General features: G+C 54.8%; 16 protein-coding genes and 1 other RNA gene. 5 read left to right on the top strand and 12 right to left on the bottom strand.

What is annotated here, in order from left to right:
- Window positions 1-180 precede the first annotated feature (180 nt).
- On the top strand, window positions 181-612 hold the full coding sequence (locus tag AAC086_RS13220; RefSeq protein ID WP_339779226.1) for a VOC family protein: 432 nt from the start codon (window positions 181-183) through the stop codon (window positions 610-612).
- A 64-nt stretch (window positions 613-676) separates the two neighbouring features.
- On the opposite strand, the gene AAC086_RS13215 is transcribed toward AAC086_RS13220, so the two are convergent.
- The 12 genes from AAC086_RS13215 to tkt all read right to left on the bottom strand — a co-directional run bounded on the left by AAC086_RS13215 (window position 677) and on the right by tkt (window position 14,790).
- The gene (locus tag AAC086_RS13215) at window positions 677-1,855 is read right to left on the bottom strand and encodes a benzoate/H(+) symporter BenE family transporter (RefSeq protein WP_339779225.1); all 1,179 of its coding nucleotides are present in this window, start codon (window positions 1,853-1,855) and stop codon (window positions 677-679) included.
- Between the two features lie 334 nt (window positions 1,856-2,189).
- Complete coding sequence (locus AAC086_RS13210; protein WP_339779223.1) at window positions 2,190-3,353, bottom strand: peptidoglycan -binding protein; 1,164 nt, start codon at window positions 3,351-3,353, stop codon at window positions 2,190-2,192.
- Window positions 3,354-3,357: 4 nt separating this feature from the next.
- A complete protein-coding gene (locus AAC086_RS13205) occupies window positions 3,358-4,542 on the bottom strand; it encodes a flagellar motor protein MotA (protein WP_339779221.1) in 1,185 nt (394 codons plus the stop codon).
- 12 nt (window positions 4,543-4,554) lie between these two features.
- Window positions 4,555-6,168 carry an OmpA family protein gene (locus tag AAC086_RS13200; protein ID WP_339779219.1) on the bottom strand — a complete coding sequence of 538 codons (1,614 nt, stop codon included), beginning with the start codon at window positions 6,166-6,168 and terminating at the stop codon, window positions 4,555-4,557.
- A gap of 240 nt (window positions 6,169-6,408) precedes the next feature.
- Window positions 6,409-7,218 carry an inositol monophosphatase family protein gene (locus AAC086_RS13195; RefSeq protein WP_339779217.1) on the bottom strand — a complete coding sequence of 270 codons (810 nt, stop codon included), beginning with the start codon at window positions 7,216-7,218 and terminating at the stop codon, window positions 6,409-6,411.
- 43 nt (window positions 7,219-7,261) lie between these two features.
- Entirely contained in the window at window positions 7,262-7,828 is a 567-nt protein-coding gene (efp, locus tag AAC086_RS13190) for an elongation factor P (RefSeq protein WP_339779215.1), read from the bottom strand.
- 141 nt (window positions 7,829-7,969) lie between these two features.
- Window positions 7,970-9,268, bottom strand: a complete 1,299-nt coding sequence (locus tag AAC086_RS13185; RefSeq protein WP_339779213.1) for a YbfB/YjiJ family MFS transporter — start codon at window positions 9,266-9,268, stop codon at window positions 7,970-7,972.
- Window positions 9,269-9,357: 89 nt separating this feature from the next.
- Complete coding sequence (locus tag AAC086_RS13180) at window positions 9,358-10,296, bottom strand: LysR family transcriptional regulator (RefSeq protein ID WP_339779211.1); 939 nt, start codon at window positions 10,294-10,296, stop codon at window positions 9,358-9,360.
- Window positions 10,297-10,393: 97 nt separating this feature from the next.
- Window positions 10,394-11,050: a thiamine phosphate synthase gene (thiE, locus tag AAC086_RS13175; protein ID WP_339779209.1), complete on the bottom strand. Its 657-nt coding sequence runs from the start codon at window positions 11,048-11,050 to the stop codon at window positions 10,394-10,396.
- A gap of 60 nt (window positions 11,051-11,110) precedes the next feature.
- Complete coding sequence (locus tag AAC086_RS13170) at window positions 11,111-11,614, bottom strand: hypothetical protein (RefSeq protein ID WP_339779208.1); 504 nt, start codon at window positions 11,612-11,614, stop codon at window positions 11,111-11,113.
- 83 nt (window positions 11,615-11,697) lie between these two features.
- Entirely contained in the window at window positions 11,698-12,705 is a 1,008-nt protein-coding gene (gene gap / locus AAC086_RS13165) for a type I glyceraldehyde-3-phosphate dehydrogenase (RefSeq protein ID WP_339779207.1), read from the bottom strand.
- A gap of 102 nt (window positions 12,706-12,807) precedes the next feature.
- The gene (gene tkt, locus AAC086_RS13160) at window positions 12,808-14,790 is read right to left on the bottom strand and encodes a transketolase (RefSeq protein ID WP_339779205.1); all 1,983 of its coding nucleotides are present in this window, start codon (window positions 14,788-14,790) and stop codon (window positions 12,808-12,810) included.
- Window positions 14,791-15,069: 279 nt separating this feature from the next.
- Between tkt and AAC086_RS13155 the strand changes: the two genes are divergently transcribed.
- The 4 genes from AAC086_RS13155 to AAC086_RS13140 all read left to right on the top strand — a co-directional run bounded on the left by AAC086_RS13155 (window position 15,070) and on the right by AAC086_RS13140 (window position 16,860).
- Entirely contained in the window at window positions 15,070-15,357 is a 288-nt protein-coding gene (locus AAC086_RS13155; protein ID WP_339779203.1) for a hypothetical protein, read from the top strand.
- Between the two features lie 4 nt (window positions 15,358-15,361).
- Window positions 15,362-15,700: a cell division protein ZapA gene (gene zapA / locus AAC086_RS13150; RefSeq protein ID WP_339779201.1), complete on the top strand. Its 339-nt coding sequence runs from the start codon at window positions 15,362-15,364 to the stop codon at window positions 15,698-15,700.
- Between the two features lie 59 nt (window positions 15,701-15,759).
- A non-coding RNA gene (ssrS, locus tag AAC086_RS13145) (6S RNA) lies at window positions 15,760-15,919 on the top strand.
- A 125-nt stretch (window positions 15,920-16,044) separates the two neighbouring features.
- Window positions 16,045-16,860 carry a TIGR00282 family metallophosphoesterase gene (locus AAC086_RS13140; RefSeq protein ID WP_339779199.1) on the top strand — a complete coding sequence of 272 codons (816 nt, stop codon included), beginning with the start codon at window positions 16,045-16,047 and terminating at the stop codon, window positions 16,858-16,860.
- Window positions 16,861-16,906 lie beyond the last annotated feature (46 nt).

Genomic DNA, 16,906 nt, shown 5'->3' with positions numbered 1-16,906 from the left:
TGCAGGGGTTGACGTTACGTCAACTTGTTATTTGCTTATTCCGGTACCGATTTGCCCGCAATTATATTGCGCGCCTTGTGCGCTGCGAAGTTTTTGCGGGGTGCGAGTCCGTCTTTGCCTTTGACCATCGTGATGTTATCATCGGTCAGTATCTGTTTGCCCTTCGTCAGGAGCCCTGAAATGGAGCAACGTCTTAGTCTGGTGACGCTCGGTGTGCGCGATCTTGCTGCTGCGCGGAATTTTTACGAGCAGGGGCTGGGCTGGAAAGCCACCAGTGCGGTCGAAGGCAAGGTGGTTTTCTATCAGATGAATGGCATGATCATTGGCTTGTTTGGCCGCGATGATCTGGTGAAGGACGGGAACTTTACCGATAGCGGGGCCCGTTTTTCCGGCATTACATTGGCGTATAATGCCCGGAGCGAGGCCGAGGTTGATGCGACAATGACGGAGGCAAAAAAGGCGGGGGCGGTTATTCAGAAACCGGCAGAGAAGGTTTTTTGGGGCGGCTATTCGGGATATTTTCGTGACCTTGATGGCCATCCCTGGGAAGTTGCCTATAATCCGTTCTGGAACATCACTGAAGACGGCCAGATGGTGATACCACAAGACTGACGGCGCAAAAACGTGCCAGTGCGATGACGATCAATGATGACCTGCCACATTGTGACGGGGGAGGTCATTTTTTAGTTCGTAAGTGGGTCAGATAATAAAGCAGCCCACCTGCGAGCAAGCCCCAAAATGCACCGGAAATACCATAGAATGACAGCCCGGCCGCCGTGACCAGAAAGGTGACTGCGGCGGCCTCGCGGCTGTTTTCATCGCGAAAGGCGGCAACCGCCGAACTGGAAAAAGCACCAATCAGCGCAAGGCCTGCAACCGCCTCGATCAGGATGGAGGGTGCCAGACTGACAAGGGCCGTGATGATTCCGGCCAACAGGCCAAACAGAACATAAAACATACCGGCAAAAATGGCGGCCCAATATCGCTTTTTCGGGTCAGGATGGGCATCCTCGCCAGCGCACATGGCAGCCGTGATGGCGGCAAGGTTTACCGCATGGCCGCCAAAGGGGGCGGAAAGCAGCGAAAATATGCCGGTTGCGGCGAAAAGTGGGCCAGGGGCGGTATTATAATTATGCGCACGCAAGACGGCGGTGCCGGGAATATTTTGTGAGGCCATTGTGACAATGAACAAGGGCAGGGCGATGCCCACCAGCCCGGCGAGGGTGAATTCTGGAACAACAAATTCGACAGGTGGCACCAGCGATAAATTCAAACCGTCGACGGCCCCGTTCGGAAAGCTGACCCCGAATGCCAGTACCAGCACAAAGGCGGCCAAGGCCGCAGGCACAGCAAATAACCGGTTGAATCGGCCAACAATGAGCCATGCCAGTACAATTGGCAGGCCCAGCAAGGGGCTAAACGCCACCGCCTGGATGGGGGCCAGGCACAAACCCAGCAACACACCGGCCAGCATGGCATTGGCGAGCGGTGCGGGTATAGCGGCCACAGCCTTGCCCAATGGTTTCCAGATGCCACAAATGATAATCAGGATGGCGGAAACGATAAAGGCCCCAACCGCGACCGGAAAGCCGCCTTCGATGGCCCCCGATGTTGCCAGTAACGCGGCACCGGGTGTCGACCACGCAATGCTGATTGGCATACGGGTTTTAAGCGACAGGACAATGGCACAAATCCCCATCGAGATTGAAACAGCCATCAGACCTGACGCCGCTTCGAACGGGGTCGCCCCAACGGCAGCCAACCCTTGCAGAACCACGGCAAACGAACTTGCAGCACCGACAAAGGCCGCCAGAAAACCCATAAAAAAGTTCTGGGCAGAAATATCACGTAGCATCAGTGGGCTCCGGCAAGGTGGGGCGTGGTTGTGAGGTGCGAAGCTAGCCAATGTTTGGTTTTTTATCTACAAAAATGTCGCCTTGGACGCGCCAGCGCCCCGATGCTGCTTTGATGTTTGCAACGGACATAAATATGGCGCGTAACCTGCGTTGGTTACGCGCCGGTTCAATTGCAAAAAAAACAAAAGCTTAGCTGCGGTAATGAACAGCCCCTTTGCCCGCATTCCTTTAATCAGATCGTAAATTCCAGCCAGCAATCAACCTTACCGATGATTGCGGGTTTCGTTTCGTGCGGGATAAAAAAGAGCCCGTTTGAAGGGCCCTTTTAATTTATTAACGTTCGGTAATTTTGAATTCTATGCGTCGGTTTCGGCGATAGGCGATTTCGTCGTCGCGGTTATCAAGGGGTTGATATTCGCCAAAACCAGCCGCCACCAGGCGACGGGGCGGCACACCTTGGTCGATCAGAAATTTCACCACCGAAATCGCGCGGGCAGCAGACAATTCCCAGTTTGATTTGAAATCATTATTGCGGATCGGAACCTTGTCGGTATGGCCGTCTACGCGCATGACCCAGTCAATATCGTCGGGAATCTCGGTTGAAATCTGCTTTAGGGTATCGGCCAGCTTGGCAAGTTGGACTTTACCGTCTTCGCCAATATCGGCAGAGCCGGATGCAAACAAGACTTCGGACTGGAAGACAAAACGGTCACCGACCACACGGATATTCTGACGATCCCCCAGAACCTGGCGCAGCCGACCGAAAAACTCGGACCGGTAGCGTTGCAATTCCGCGACCTTTGTTGCCAGTGCCGCGTTCAGGCGTTGGCCCAGATTAACAATCTGTGCGTCTTTGTCCTTGCTGTCGGCTTCGGAAATTTCCAAAGCATCCTGCAATTTTGAAAGTTGCTGACGCACCGCCAGCAATTGCTGGTTAAGGGCCTCAACCTGGGCACGCGCGGATTCACTGATGTCTTTTTGATCATCAAGCTGGCTTGCGCGTTGCGCCAGAAGTTTCGCCAGTTCATCGATCCGCGATTTCTGGTCTTGCTGGGTTTCGTCGGCTTTTTCTTCCAGCTTGGTCAGTTCGGATTTCTTGTCTTCCAGGGCAGCCAGGGCGGCGAGCAGTTTCTTTTCCTGTTCGGCGGCCGACATTTGCGCTGATGAAAGTTTGTCGGCCAGCGCAGAAACCCGGTTTTTCAACGCATCACGATCATCGCTGGTGGTTGAAAGTTCGGTGGTCAGCTGGGTGAGTTCCAGTTGCATTTCCTGGTTGTTGTTGCGTTCAAGCGACAACAGGTTGGTCAGTTCATTGACCTGTGATGTTAAATCGCTCAGGGCCTTGTCACGACCCGACAGGGCCGCGCCCAGATAAACCTGTGCGACGACAAAGATCATCAGCAAAAAGATGATCACCATCAAAAGTGTTGCCAGGGCGTCGACAAAGCCCGGCCAGGTATTTACATCGCGACTGCGGCGGCGAGACAAGCCGGACATGGGATTAACCCTCCTCGGCGATCGCGGCGATGGTACGTGCCAGAAGTTTTATTTCACTGCGAATTTCCTGGGTCTGCTGCTGGCGCCCCATGGTCAGTTCATCGGCAACGCGACCAACCTGGTTATCAAGCGAACGGATATGCGCACGGGTGTTGTCATCAATGCCAAAGCTGCCGCCTTTCATTGAATCTGACAATTGATCAAGCACCGGTTTGAGGTGCATCTGGCTTTCCGCGAGCTTGACCATCAATTGCTGTTCTGCCTTCATCTGGTCGGTCAGGGTCGACAGTTTGTCGGCAAGATCGATCAGGGTGTTGTGCGACTTGATTTGCGAAGATTCAGAACGCTGGATCGAGTTTTGCAACCCTTCCATATTATCCGCCATCTGTTCAATCAGGGCCGAAAGATAGGCCGGAACCGACTGTTCCCCGTCCGAAAGCGGCCCGCCCGACGAAACACGGGTGAAGCTCGACATCCATTCTTCAAGTTCGTTAAAGAAACGGTTCTGTGCCTGCCCTGCCTGCATGTCGAGAAGACCAAGGGCCAGCGATCCTGCCAGACCAAACAGCGACGATGAAAACGCCGTGCCCATGCCATTTAGCGGTTTGGCCAAGCCTTCCTTAAGCTGGCCAAACCATAATTCCATATTGCCGCCGCCGCCAACATTGACGTTTCCGATCACGTCGGCAACCGAGTTAACGGTTTGCAGCAACCCCCAGAATGTGCCGAGCAAGCCCAGAAACACCAGCAAGCTGACCAGATATCGCGATAATTCGCGGCTTTCATCGAGGCGCGAGCGGATCGAGTCGAGGATGGTGCTGGTCGCCAGCGTGGAAAGCTGTGGCCGGTCGCGGCGCTGTTCCTGCATGATGCGCGCCATCGGTGCCAGCAATTTGGGCGTGTCTTGCGCGCTCAGGCCGGGGCGGTTACGACGGAAATCTTCAATCCAGGCCACTTCCGGGTTGAGGCTGAACGCCATGCGGAACGTATAAACAACACCGATAATAAACACGCCGATGATCAGGCCGTTCAAAACAGCACTTGCCAGAAACGCAGCCGACAGGGTCGGATATAACAGGGCGGCGATGGCGACGATCACGACTGTGAAAATGCCCATCCGTGTCAGATAGGCGCCAGGTTTGGTGATAACCGGAATGCTGGCCGCGCCGTTGGACGCATTGTTGCTCATGACAGATAAATCCTAGCGTTGAACGGTTTTAACATCGACACGGTCGGCCGGGCCGGAGGGGACATTGGCACCGAGTGCGCGGACATCAATCCGGGTGGATCGCACGCCGCTATCGATCAGGTAAGAGCGGACCTGCAAGGCCCGCGAAAGCGAAAGGCGGCGGGCTTTGCTGGCATTTTGGGATTCACCTGCGGCATATGCCTGAAGCTGCACACGCAAATCTTCATTTTTGGCCAGCATTCCAACAATCGCATCAAGGCTTTTCCTGGTGCTATTGTCGAGTTCGAAGCTGTTTTCGCTAAAGGGAAGGCTGTAATCGCCACCTGCCGCTGGCACCGCTTTGGGTTTATCCATTGCCTGTGACACCGGCGCAGAGGCGGTTTCACGCGGCAAAGGCTGCAATTGCGATTTTTGTTGCGGCTTTGGCATCTGGCGTGGTTCAGGCAGCGGATCTGCTTTTTTTACAGCGGGTTTGGGGGCGGGCGGTTTTGGCATTGCGCGCGATTGCTGATCAAGCATTTTCTGCGGTGATGTCGTGGTGTCCGGCGTCGGTGCGGGCGAAGTTGGCACCGCATTTTCTTTTTTCAAAGGCACGGGGCCCACGGAGGGGGTGTCTTTTGGTTTTGGTACCGGCTTGGCAGCATTTTTGTCTGGCAACGGAACCGTTTTTACCGGCGGCACCGCCATTTTGTTTTTGGGCGTTTCGCGCGTCGTATCAAGATGCGGTTCTGTGATTTCAGGTGCTGCTGGCACAACAACCTTGGGGCGGCTTGTCGCGTTGTCGGCAATCTGGACCGGTTTTGCCGCATTTGATGCTGGCGGTGTCGCCGGGGTCGCGGCCAACAGGCTGGCAGGTTTCGTTGCCGGGGCAGGGGCCGGGGTGGGTGCTGTGGCGGGGACCGCTACCTGCATGTTTTGAACCGCAGAAACGTTTGTCGCATTCGCGATCATGGTCGTATCTTTGGGACGCGGCTGGTCGTCAAGCGAAATAGGGGCCGGTTGTTGGACCGGTCGCACCAGATGAATAACCTGTGGTGCGCCGTCATCGGCGATGTCAGAGGCAAGGGGACCGCCAAGATTGCCTGTTGTGCGTGCAGAGACAGGCGCAGGCGACCGGGTTATTTGTTCAACAGCCGGGCGTGCGGGAAACGATACCGGCGCACGCAGTTGGACACGCTCGACCGGAGGCCGCAAAATCACACGTTCTTGTGCGCTTTGCGGCGCGTCGTCTGTCGGGATTACACCCGCGCCATCGATCACCACGGTTTCCATATCGCCAATATCGGTGCGGCTATTGGGGGCTCCGGTCTCGAATCGCGGACTGTCTGACGGTGGTGAAAGCAGCAATTGCGGTGCTAAAAAACGCGATTTTGGCGGGGTTTGCGGATAGATCAGAAGTTGGCTATCGATTCTGATGCGCTGATTTGTATCCCGGCTGGAAAGTGAACGATCACGGGTGTCGGTTTGGCTGTTCCCAAGCTGTTCAAGAACGCCCCAGTCAACCTGGACATTGCTGCCAGGCATTGCCGTGGAAAACGATCGGGCACTGGCACCATGGCTGGTCACCATCAATGTTCCGAGCGCTGCCGCAATGGCAATCGCCGAAATCTTTGTATTCCCCTTCATCAATTCGCAGGCCCCTTGTTATCCTGTTTTCTGATCGCTCGCATTGAATGCGATTTTTGTGACGATCTTACGGCACTGCTTGTGCCACCCCTGTTCCGTTACGGGGCTTCCCTCCCGAACGGTCCTTTGGCACCATAACTTACCATATTGTTGCCGACAACCGGTTTGACCTGAACACAAAAAAGGCATCCACAATAATTTGTGAATGCCTTTGTGTCGTTTGTCAAAAACAGTTCCGAATTATTCGGAAACGGCTTTCTTCAAGGTCTTGGCCAGAACCGGCTGAATCGAGTCATTTGCGGCAATCACACTGCCGGTACCAAGCATATTGGTGCCGCCATTGATGTCGCGAATATAACCGCCCGCTTCGGTAACCATCAAAATGCCAGCGGCAATATCCCACTGGCTCAGATGTGTTTCCCAGTAACCGTCATAACGACCGGCGGCAACATAGGCCAGATCAAGCGATGCGGCACCGAAACGGCGCACACCGGAACAACGATCCATCACAGCATGAAGCTGTTTTTCAAACACGGCATGATCGCCACGTCCGACATGAGGAACCCCGCATGCCAGCACACAATCATTTAGACGGCGACGGCCTGAAACACGCAGGCGGCGGTTGTCAAGATACGCGCCAACGCCTTTTTCAGCCCAGAAGAACTCGTCCTTGGCCACGTCATAGATAATGCCGGCAATGATTTCATCACCACGTTGCAGGGCAACGGAAATGGCAAAATGCGGAATGCCGTGCAGGAAGTTGGTGGTGCCATCAAGCGGGTCAATGATCCAGCGGTGTTCCGGATCGCGGCCGATGATTTCGCCCCCTTCTTCAAGCAAAAAACCATATCCGGGGCGGGCCCGTTCCAGTTCTTCACGCAGGCGTTTTTCGGCACGATGATCTGCCGCCGAGACAAAGTCACCGGGGCCTTTCATCGATACCTGAAGATTTTCGACTTCACCGAAGTCGCGCTTAAGTCCATAGGCCGCCTTTTCGACGGCCTTGAACATAACATTGATATTTGCTGAACGACGGGCGGCGCCACGCACGGCTCATCTCCCGGTGTTTGAATGTGTCTGAAAAAACGCGACGTTAGTCTTTTGCGCGCTCAAGATAGGTGCTTTCGGCAGTGTTGATCACGATGCGCGTACCCGATTCAATGTGCGGCGGCACCAGAATACGAACACCGTTTTCAAGAACGGCCGGTTTATAAGACGAAGACTGGGTCTGACCCTTGACCACGGCATCAGCTTCCACGATCCGGAAGGTGGCGTGTTCGGGAATGGTCGCGCTGATCGGTTCATCTTCAAAGGATTCGACGGTAACAACCATCCCATCCTGAAGGAATACCGCAGGTTCGCCAATCAGTTCGGAATTGACTGTGATCTGTTCGAAGGTTTCGCTGTCCATCAGGGTCAGCATGTCGCCTTCGGCAAACAGGAACGTGTAGTCCTTCTGGTCAAGGCGAACACGTTCGACGGTTTCAGACGCACGGAAGCGTTCATTCAGCTTCGTATTGTCTCGCAGGTTTTTCAGTTCAACCTGGTTAAATGCACCGCCTTTACCCGGCTTTACTGCATTGGTCTTCACTGCGCGCCACAAGCTGCCATTATGTTCAATAATGTTGCCCGGACGGATTTCGTTGCCGTTGATTTTCATGGCATCAACCGTTCTTTCAGATCACAGATTCACAATGTTAAAAAAAGTGGCGTCTAAGTACCAGTTTGTCGGAAGCCTCGCAAGTCCCTTCATGGCGGTTAAACGCATGTTGGCCCCTGTGTGTTTGCATGGCTTGGCCGTTTACGGGCAACGGGGCTTCGCCATCGGCCTGTTATTTTGCCGCTTTTGGCGGGCTTGCTCGAATGCGGCGGCAATTTTACGTTCGAGGATCGGAAAACTGAACGTCAGGACCATCGCAAGAACAGCCGCCAGCCCTGCTACGGCATATATGTCATGCGCCTGTGTCGCGCCTTGCGAAAACATCCAGGCAAAAATATAGGCAAATGCTGCCTGAGCAATGGCAAACAGGGTTGTGGCAAAGCTCCAGGCTTGATGACGCGCTTCGGCATTATCAATCAGTTCATGGATCCAGCCCAGAATAAGGGAAACAACACCAGGCACCGTTGCACCTACGACAAAGGCGGATGCTAAAAGCATGGCATGGTTATCGCTCAGGGCCGGGAGAACCGTCATCACCATATCGATCAGAAAAATCCAGACCAGCGTTACCCGAAACCCGAACCGGTCGCCCAATTTGCCAAATGTGACCGGCCCCAAAAGTGCGCCGACGCCAAATACAGTCCAGCACAGGCTGGCGAACCCGTCACCCAGTGCGAGAATGCGCGCCGTATAGTCGACCAGAAAAACCATATGAGGCACCAGCGAGATGGCGGCAAGGGCATAAACAAGGCCAACCAGCCATACGGTGAAGTGTGGCCATTCGGGTTTTATGGTCAGCACGGGGCGCTTTGGCGGGCGGTTGCGGCCTGATGCGGGGCCGGTTTTGGGCGATATGTGATCCGCGGGTAGAAAAAACCACGCCGAGATCATACATGCGACGCAGGTTATGCCAAGCCCGACCCAAGCCCAACGGAGGTCATGACCGATCAATATCGGCACAATCGTTCCGGAAAGGATAATGCCGGTGCCAATGCCGCTAAAAATCAGGCCCATGGCGAAGCCGCGTTTGGCAACCGGAACCGAGGGCAGGATGGCCGGGGCGGTAAGGACAATCAGAAAGCCGCCGCTGATGCCCGATAAGATGCGCCACGGGAAAAACCACCAAAAGGAAGCCGGTTGCCAGCAGGCAAAAAAGCTGATGGCGGCACCCAGCATGGCAAGGCGTAAGGCCATGCGGTTTCCAAGTTTTGCCGCCAAAAATCGTGCGCCTGACGCGCCGAGAAGATAACCGGCAAGATTGGCCGCCCCCAGATAGGCGACATTGCCGGCTGAAAACCACTGTTGATGGATCATCGCGGGGATCAGGGCCGAATAGGCAAAGCGCGACAGACCCACTCCGATGAACGACGTGCAAAAACCGGCCCAGATATTAAGCCAGTTATTGGATGAAAGGCGGGAAACACTGGAAATACGAGGCATCAAGCTGTCCTGAACGGGGGAACTGACGTGATGCTAGGGGGAAATTAGTATCATTAAAAACGAATTATAATGATATCAGTGATCGTTATTTAAGATATTACGCGCAAACTGGCATTTGGCGCTGTCTGCCGGGAGTGCCGATCATCATCGGCGTTAACGTTATCCCAGTGATTTTGGATGGTCTGAAACAGGGCGGTGCGGGCGCTGGTGGGCAATGCGTCCTTGTGCTGAATGAAAACGGTTTCAACATGGGCACAGCTTGCGGGCAGGGCATGAAGGGATACCGGGCCAATGCGGTTGATATGCGCTAAAAGCGCGCGCGGCAGCATGGTAATGCCCAACCCGGCCGATACACAATTAATCACGGTTTCCAGCGTGCCAAATTCCAATACCGGTACATTCTTGCGGCCAAGACGGGTCAAAAAATCTTCCAGCATAAACCGGTATTGGCAACCGGCATTCATGACGACAATGCGCAAACGGGTATCATCACATTGTTCGGCAATCGAGGTCATGTCTGGCGGGCCGTAAATCGCCAGTTCTTCGCTAAAGCAGGGGGATGCTGTTAAATTGGGGTGGTTAACCGGCCCGCATACGAAGGCACCATCAAGTTTGTGGTCCAGCACAGAACCGATCAGGTTTGCTGTGGTTTCGGTTCGCAAATTCAAGTCGACGTCAGGATATTGCCGAAGAAATTTGGCCAGCACGGGCGATATGCGCAATGCTGCGGTTGTTTCCTGTGATCCGATTTTAAGCGGACCTTTGGGAATACCATCATCAAGTGTCGCCTGCCGGGCTTCCCCCATCAAATGGGCAAGCCTTTCATAATAAGGCAGCAAGCGTTGCCCGGCCGCACTTAGTTTGACGCCACGATGATGGCGTTCAAACAGGGACGTTCCCAGGTTTTCCTCCAGGGTCCGTATCCGTGCGGTAATGTTCGATTGAACGGTATTTAGTTCTTCGCCAGCTTTGCGCATACTGCCCAGTCTGGCGACAGTGGCAAAGATCTGTAAATCTGCAATATCCATGTCTGACAGGCCTGCTTTCAGAGGTTCAGCAGCGGTTCAGGCGAACACGAAACCAGACAAAGCATAAGCCGCAATCACGGGCAGGGCAATATCTTGCCTATTCTGCCGTCAGGCCTTCGCTGGCTGTTGCAATGGCGCGTGCAATGGCAATGGCCCCGGCTTCCGGCCCGTTTGGGTGATTCCAGACAGCACCGCTAACGGCAACAAAATCTGCCCCGGCCTTCACCAGCGGTGCCAGATTATCGGCATTGATGCCGCCAATGGCAACACAGGGAACGGTCGTAAATGTCGTCCAGATTTCGATAATTTCGGGTTCAACCCATGTGCCGGGCTCTTTGGTGGTGGTGGGAAAAAAGGCACCAAAGGCAACGTAATCGGCCCCTTTGTCGCCCACATCCATGGCCCGGTGGCGGGAATCGTAACACGAAACGCCCACAACATGTTCTTCGCCCATGATCTTGCGCGCATCGGCGTAGCTGCCGTCTTCGGCACCGATATGCACGCCGTCACAGCCGGTTTTATGGGCCAGATCGGGGCGGTCATTTAAAATCAGGGGAATGTCGCGTTTGCTGCAAACAGGCAAAATCTTTTTGACAGCGGCAATGATGCCTTCGTCATTGATGTCTTTCAGGCGCAACTGAACACAGGCAACCGCGCCGGTATCAAGCACACGGGCCAACAGATCCGGGAAGGTTGCCAGATCAATGCCGGGCGGTGTCAGCAGATAAAGACCGGTTTGTTCGTCGCTATTCACGGCTGATATTCCTGTTTGCAATTACTGCGCCTGTTTAACGCGCCCGGGCGGACTTGGCAATCAAAGCTGTTCAAATCTGGCGCGCAGGCGTTTTTCCAGTTCATGTTCGGGCAGGAAATGGTCATCCATATCGTAAAATGCCAAGGCATTTATGACGAGGGTTTCGGTGCTGTTCCGGGCAGGGGCGTCAAAAACCATATTAGTCCAGACCTGGCATCCGATCTGATGGGCAATGTCGCGCAAACTTGCCAGGGCAGGAGGGCTGACATCGCCCACAAAAACATGTTCGATCCCCGATTCCAGCGCCGATAAGGCTTGCCCGGTATGGTGCGCGCAATCAATGGCCCCGGTGAGGGGGGTATGAGGCCAGTCGCGGCGCACGTTTTTCAGCAAGGCGGCAAACCATTTTGCGCCATGGGTTTCACCGCAATTTTCCGGGCCATGCAAAACAAAGGGTGTTTTGCCCATAACGCGACACGCAACTGTGGCGCCGGTAAAATTATGAATGCGGATGTGAAATAGCGATGCTGTCATAGCGGTCCGGTCTGTGGCAGAACGCGTCATTATTCAGGCTGGCGCGGTAAAATGCAGCCATAAAAATGGGGCGATCCGAAGATCGCCCCAGAAATTTGTGCAATCGATAACGATTACAGATATTTCGCCATTTCCACAGCGGTATCGGACATCCGGTTCGAAAAGCCCCATTCGTTATCGTACCACGACAGGATACGCACGAAGTTGCCACCAACCACCTGGGTCTGGGTCGCATCAAAGGTTGAGCTGTTCGGGTTGTGATTGAAATCAATCGACACCAGCGGTGCTTCATTGACGCCAAGCACACCTTTCAGGCGGCCATTTGCGGCTTCGGCGATCGCAGCATTGATTTCTTCGGCAGTCGTATCACGACCGGCAACGAAGGTCAGATCGACCATCGAAACGTTCGGGGTCGGAACGCGAATAGCGGTGCCGTCCAGCTTGCCTTTAAGTTCCGGCAGAACCAGACCAACAGCCTTGGCCGCCCCGGTCGAGGTCGGGATCATGGAAAGCGATGCCGCACGGGCGCGGTGCAGGTCCTTGTGCAGGCTGTCAACCGTGTTCTGGTCGCCGGTAAAGGCGTGAACGGTGGTCATGAAGCCTTTGGTGATGCCAACGGTTTTGTTCAAAACATCGGCCACCGGTGCCAGGCAGTTGGTGGTGCAAGATGCGTTTGAAACAATCACGTCATTGGCGGTCAGGCTGTCGCTGTTAACACCATAAACAACGGTTTTGATATCGCCCTTGGCCGGGGCGGAAATCAGAACGCGTTTTGCACCTGCGGTCAGGTGTTTGCCTGCACCGGCTTCGTCAAGGAAGATACCTGTGCATTCAAAGGCAATATCAACATTCAGTTCACCCCAGGGCAGGTTCGCCGGGTCACGTTCGGAACATACCTTGATCGCCTTGCCGTCGATGACCAGATCATTGCCTTCGGCTTTAACATCGTTGGCAAGCGTGCCGTGGACAGAATCATATTTCAGCAGGTGAGCATTGGTTTTAACATCGCCGAGATCGTTGATGGCAACGACTTCAAGGTCGGTGCGGCCGCTTTCGACAATCGCACGCAGAACCAGACGACCGATACGGCCAAAACCATTAATCGCAACACGAATAGCCATTCATACCTCCAAAAACACACTGATTGTGACCGGACGGTCAACCCCCACAGACGGGGACAATCAAAAAGGCCGGATCGGCATCTTACCGGTCCGGCCCGAAAATTAAACCAGTTCCTTGGCCGCTTTGACCATGGCATCGGCGGTAATGCCGAAATGTTCGTACAGTTCAGGTGCCGGTGCCGACGCCCCAAAGCCATGCAGGCCAATGATCTTGCCATTGTCGCCCACGTATTTTTCCCAACCGAAAACCGACAGGGCTTCGATGGCGATACGCGGGGCCGTGCCCAGAACGCTTTTGCGATATTCGGGTGACTGTGCATCGAACAGTTCCCAGCACGGCAGCGAAACAACCGCCGCCGAAATGCCGTCGGCTTTCAGTTTTGCCTGGGCATCAACCGCAATTTCTACTTCCGATCCGGTGGCAATCAGGGTGACCTGGGTGTCGCCTTCGGCCTCGGAAATGATATAACCGCCGCGTGCAACCAGGTTGTCTTCGCGGTATTCGGTGCGCAGGGTCGGCAAATTCTGGCGGCTAAGGGCCAAAACCGTCGGGCCGCTTTCATTGGTAATCGCCAGGGCCCATGCTTCGGCGGTTTCAATCGCATCGGCCGGACGGATCATGGTGACATTGGGCATGGCACGCAGGGAGGCAACATGCTCGACGGGCTGATGGGTCGGGCCGTCTTCGCCAAGACCGATTGAATCGTGGGTCATGACATAAACAACGCGCTGGCCCATCAGGGCTGACAAACGAATGGCCGGGCGGCAATAATCGGTAAAGACCAGGAAGGTGCCGCCATAAGGCATGATGCCGCCATGCAGGGCGAGGCCATTCATGGCAGCTGCCATGCCGTGTTCACGAATGCCGTAATAAATGTAACGGCCTTCATATCCGCTTTGAACCGAAATCGGCTCCTGTACGGCGGTTTTGGTGTTGTTGGACCCGGTAAGGTCGGCCGAGCCGCCAATCATGGCCGGGATCGCTTTGGTCAGAACTTCCAGCACATTTTGCGATGACTTGCGGGTCGCAACCTTGGGCAGTTCTTCGGTGATCTGTTTTTTATACGCGTTAAACGCTTCGATCCAGTTTTCCGGCAGCTTGCCTTCAATCCGCTGTTCAAAATCAGCGCGAATATCGGCGTTCTGGGCGTCAAAACGTGCACCCCAGGCGGCAAATTCGTCGCCACCACGGGCACCGGCGGCGCGCCATGCGTCAAGCACATCGCTCGGAACATCAAACGGCGCATAGGACCAGCCCAGCTTTTCGCGGGCAGCGGCCAGTTCGGTGGCACCCAGCGGCGATCCGTGGGTGGCCGAGGTGCCGCCCTTGGTCGGTGCGCCAAAACCGATAACGGTTTTACACGCAATCAGCGACGGGGTGCCGGTGGTTTTTGCCTTGGCAATGGCAGCTTCGATGGCAGTGGCGTCGTGGCCGTCAATCTGCTGAACATCCCAGCCTGCGGCTTCGAAACGTTTTTTATGATCTTCCGAGGTCGAAAGCGAGGTCGGGCCATCAATCGAAATGCCGTTATCGTCAAACAGCACGATCAGTTTGGAAAGCTGCAAATGACCGGCCAGCGAAATGGCTTCTTGCGAAATGCCTTCCATCAGGCAGCCATCACCTGCAACCACATAGGTGAAGTGATCAACCATATCGTCATTGAACGCGGCATTCATGATGCGTTCGCCCAGCGCGAAACCAACCGAGGTGGCAATACCCTGGCCCAGCGGCCCGGTGGTGGTTTCGATGCCGGCGCCATGACCAAATTCAGGGTGGCCGGCGGTGCGTGCGCCAAGCTGACGGAAGTTTTTGATCTGATCGAGGTCGAAATCTTCGTACCCGGTAAGATAGAGCAGCGAATAAAGCAGCATCGATCCGTGACCGGCTGACAGGATAAACCGGTCGCGGTCGGGCCATTGCGGGTGCTTCGGATCGAATTTCAGAAACTTGGTAAAGAGAACAGTCGCGACATCGGCCATGCCCATTGGCATGCCCGGATGGCCGGAATTGGCTTTTTCCACGGCGTCGGCGGAAAGAAAGCGAATGGCATTTGCCATGCGGCTATGTTCTGCTGGTTTCGTCATTGAATGCGCTTCCTGGGGTTCGCTATCGGGCGTTGATTAATAGGTACTGAACCTAAGGCGAAATAAATCAGATAAGACGGGCGGAACATGCCCCCGCTATCTGCGCACGTCAACCTGTTCTGTCGAAAAATGGACCCGATTGCTTAGATTGCGGTTAATCCTTACATGTTATAACTGCGTTAAGAATGGTTTTGGACGGGCAGGATCGCGGAACAGTTGACGCCCTGCTTTGTCACGACCTATCTTGTTACGTGAGTATGAAGGATCAGGAAGGACGATATGTCACGTCTGCAAAATGCCGGTGAACGTCTTGAAATTGCCCTTGCCACCCTTGAACAGGCGGTGGAGTCGCGGCTGGCACGCGCGGCGGCAGAAGCTCGCTCGGGGCAGAGCGAGAGTGCTGCGGCCCGGGCACGGTCCGAGGAGATGCGTGTTCAGATTGATGCCTTAAAGCATGATTATGACGTGTTGGTACAGGCAACTGAAACGGTTTCGCAGCGCCTGGACGGGGCTGTGGGGCAGTTGCGATTGGTGCTGAACGACGAAACTGAACAAAAGCAGGCTTAAAATCATGGCACAGGTCTCAGTCCGTATTAATGGTCGCAGTTATGATGTTGCCTGCGAGGATGGGCAGGAAACCCGCCTTTCAGAGCTGGCGGAATATGTTGACGAACGCGTTGGTGAAATTGCCGGGATGGTTGGCCAGATCGGCGAACAGCGTCTTTTGGTGATGACCAGCCTGCTGATTGCCGATGAACTGGGCTATGCAAATGAAAAGCTGTCCACGCCTGCAAACACAGCTTTGCCCGAAGGGGCGGTTACGCCAGGTGACGCCGATCGCATGGCCCAAAGCATGGAAAATCTTGCTTCACGTATAGAGGCTATTGCACAAAAGCTTTCAGCTGACTAAGTATGCATCGGATGCTGCTGGCGATGCGTTCTTCGGAACGATCAAAAGTGGCTCCAAAAAGGGGGCTGCCCTGCTCGTCAGATTCGCTAATTCCCGGGGCCGATGCTCATTTCTCAGGGAGCTGTCCCTGGCGGGACCGTGGTCTCGTTATATGGCGCCCACCTGCACACGCAGGTCACGAGGAATTACCACATGGTCAACGGCAGTGGTGGCTCCCGCTTTCCTTCGGGAAAGCGGGATTTTCCTGTTAAGACAGTTTAATCGAAATTTGTTATCGGGGGATGACCTGCCCGGTGGGTGGGGTTGCCGCGTTTGGTCATGCGGTATGATAGACGGAAATAGAAATGCGGCTTTTACATTTGGGCGACGTTTTGGGGCAATCCGGGCGCAAAGCTGCGTTAGAAGCATTGCCGATGTTGCGCGACCGCCTGCAGGTTGATGCTGCGGTGGTGAATGTTGAAAATTCCGCGCACGGATTTGGTGTTACCGCAAAAATTTGCCGCGAATTTTATGATGCCGGGGCTGATGTCCTGACGACCGGCAACCATGTCTGGGATCAGCGCGAAATCATCACCTATATCGACGAAGACAAAACCCTGTTGCGGCCATGGAATTTCCCCGATGGGACGCCAGGGCACGGTGATTGCGTTTTTACCGCCCGTTCGGGCAAGAAGGTTGCCGTGATCAACATGATGGGGCGCCTGTTCATGGACCCGCTTTCATGCCCGTTTCAAGGGGCCAACAAACTGTTTGGCAAATACCGGCTGGGCAAGAATGTGGATGCCGTTCTGATCGATTTTCACGCTGAAACGACATCGGAAAAAATGGCATTCGGGCACCATTGTGATGGTCGCGCGTCGCTGGTTTTGGGCACACACACCCATGTTCCAACTGCGGACGCGCAAATTTTGCCCGGCGGAACCGCCTATCAGACCGATGTTGGCATGTGCGGTGACTTTAATTCCGTGATCGGCATGAAGCACGAAAGCTCGGTGGCAAAGTTTCTGACCAAAATGCCGTCCGGAAAGCTGGAGCCTGCTGAAGGCCCGGCAACTGTTTGCGGTGTCTATGTTGAAACCGACGATAAGACCGGTTTGGCAAAGCGAATTGAACCGGTGCGTATTGGCGGGCGCTTGCGGGGCAGCTGGCCCAACGCCTGATCGTGCTGTTCGCAAGTTTGCTGTTTGCATATGCAAATTGCCGGGA

The sequence above is a fragment of the uncultured Thalassospira sp. genome (assembly GCF_963976115.1).
GTDB lineage: Bacteria > Pseudomonadota > Alphaproteobacteria > Rhodospirillales > Thalassospiraceae > Thalassospira.
Note: the sequence above shows the minus strand (reverse complement) of the source record. Positions and strands in the feature narration are given on the sequence as shown.

Coding starts and splice junctions, on each gene's coding strand:
- AAC086_RS13220 (WP_339779226.1), top strand. CDS start 181: ATGGAGCAACGTCTTAGTCTGGTGACGCTCGGTGTGCGCGATCTTGCT.
- AAC086_RS13215 (WP_339779225.1), bottom strand. CDS start 1,855: ATGCTACGTGATATTTCTGCCCAGAACTTTTTTATGGGTTTTCTGGCG.
- AAC086_RS13210 (WP_339779223.1), bottom strand. CDS start 3,353: ATGTCCGGCTTGTCTCGCCGCCGCAGTCGCGATGTAAATACCTGGCCG.
- AAC086_RS13205 (WP_339779221.1), bottom strand. CDS start 4,542: ATGAGCAACAATGCGTCCAACGGCGCGGCCAGCATTCCGGTTATCACC.
- AAC086_RS13200 (WP_339779219.1), bottom strand. CDS start 6,168: ATGAAGGGGAATACAAAGATTTCGGCGATTGCCATTGCGGCAGCGCTC.
- efp (WP_339779215.1), bottom strand. CDS start 7,828: ATGAAAATCAACGGCAACGAAATCCGTCCGGGCAACATTATTGAACAT.
- AAC086_RS13185 (WP_339779213.1), bottom strand. CDS start 9,268: ATGCCTCGTATTTCCAGTGTTTCCCGCCTTTCATCCAATAACTGGCTT.
- AAC086_RS13180 (WP_339779211.1), bottom strand. CDS start 10,296: ATGGATATTGCAGATTTACAGATCTTTGCCACTGTCGCCAGACTGGGC.
- AAC086_RS13170 (WP_339779208.1), bottom strand. CDS start 11,614: ATGACGCGTTCTGCCACAGACCGGACCGCTATGACAGCATCGCTATTT.
- gap (WP_339779207.1), bottom strand. CDS start 12,705: ATGGCTATTCGTGTTGCGATTAATGGTTTTGGCCGTATCGGTCGTCTG.
- tkt (WP_339779205.1), bottom strand. CDS start 14,790: ATGACGAAACCAGCAGAACATAGCCGCATGGCAAATGCCATTCGCTTT.
- AAC086_RS13155 (WP_339779203.1), top strand. CDS start 15,070: ATGTCACGTCTGCAAAATGCCGGTGAACGTCTTGAAATTGCCCTTGCC.
- zapA (WP_339779201.1), top strand. CDS start 15,362: ATGGCACAGGTCTCAGTCCGTATTAATGGTCGCAGTTATGATGTTGCC.
- AAC086_RS13140 (WP_339779199.1), top strand. CDS start 16,045: ATGCGGCTTTTACATTTGGGCGACGTTTTGGGGCAATCCGGGCGCAAA.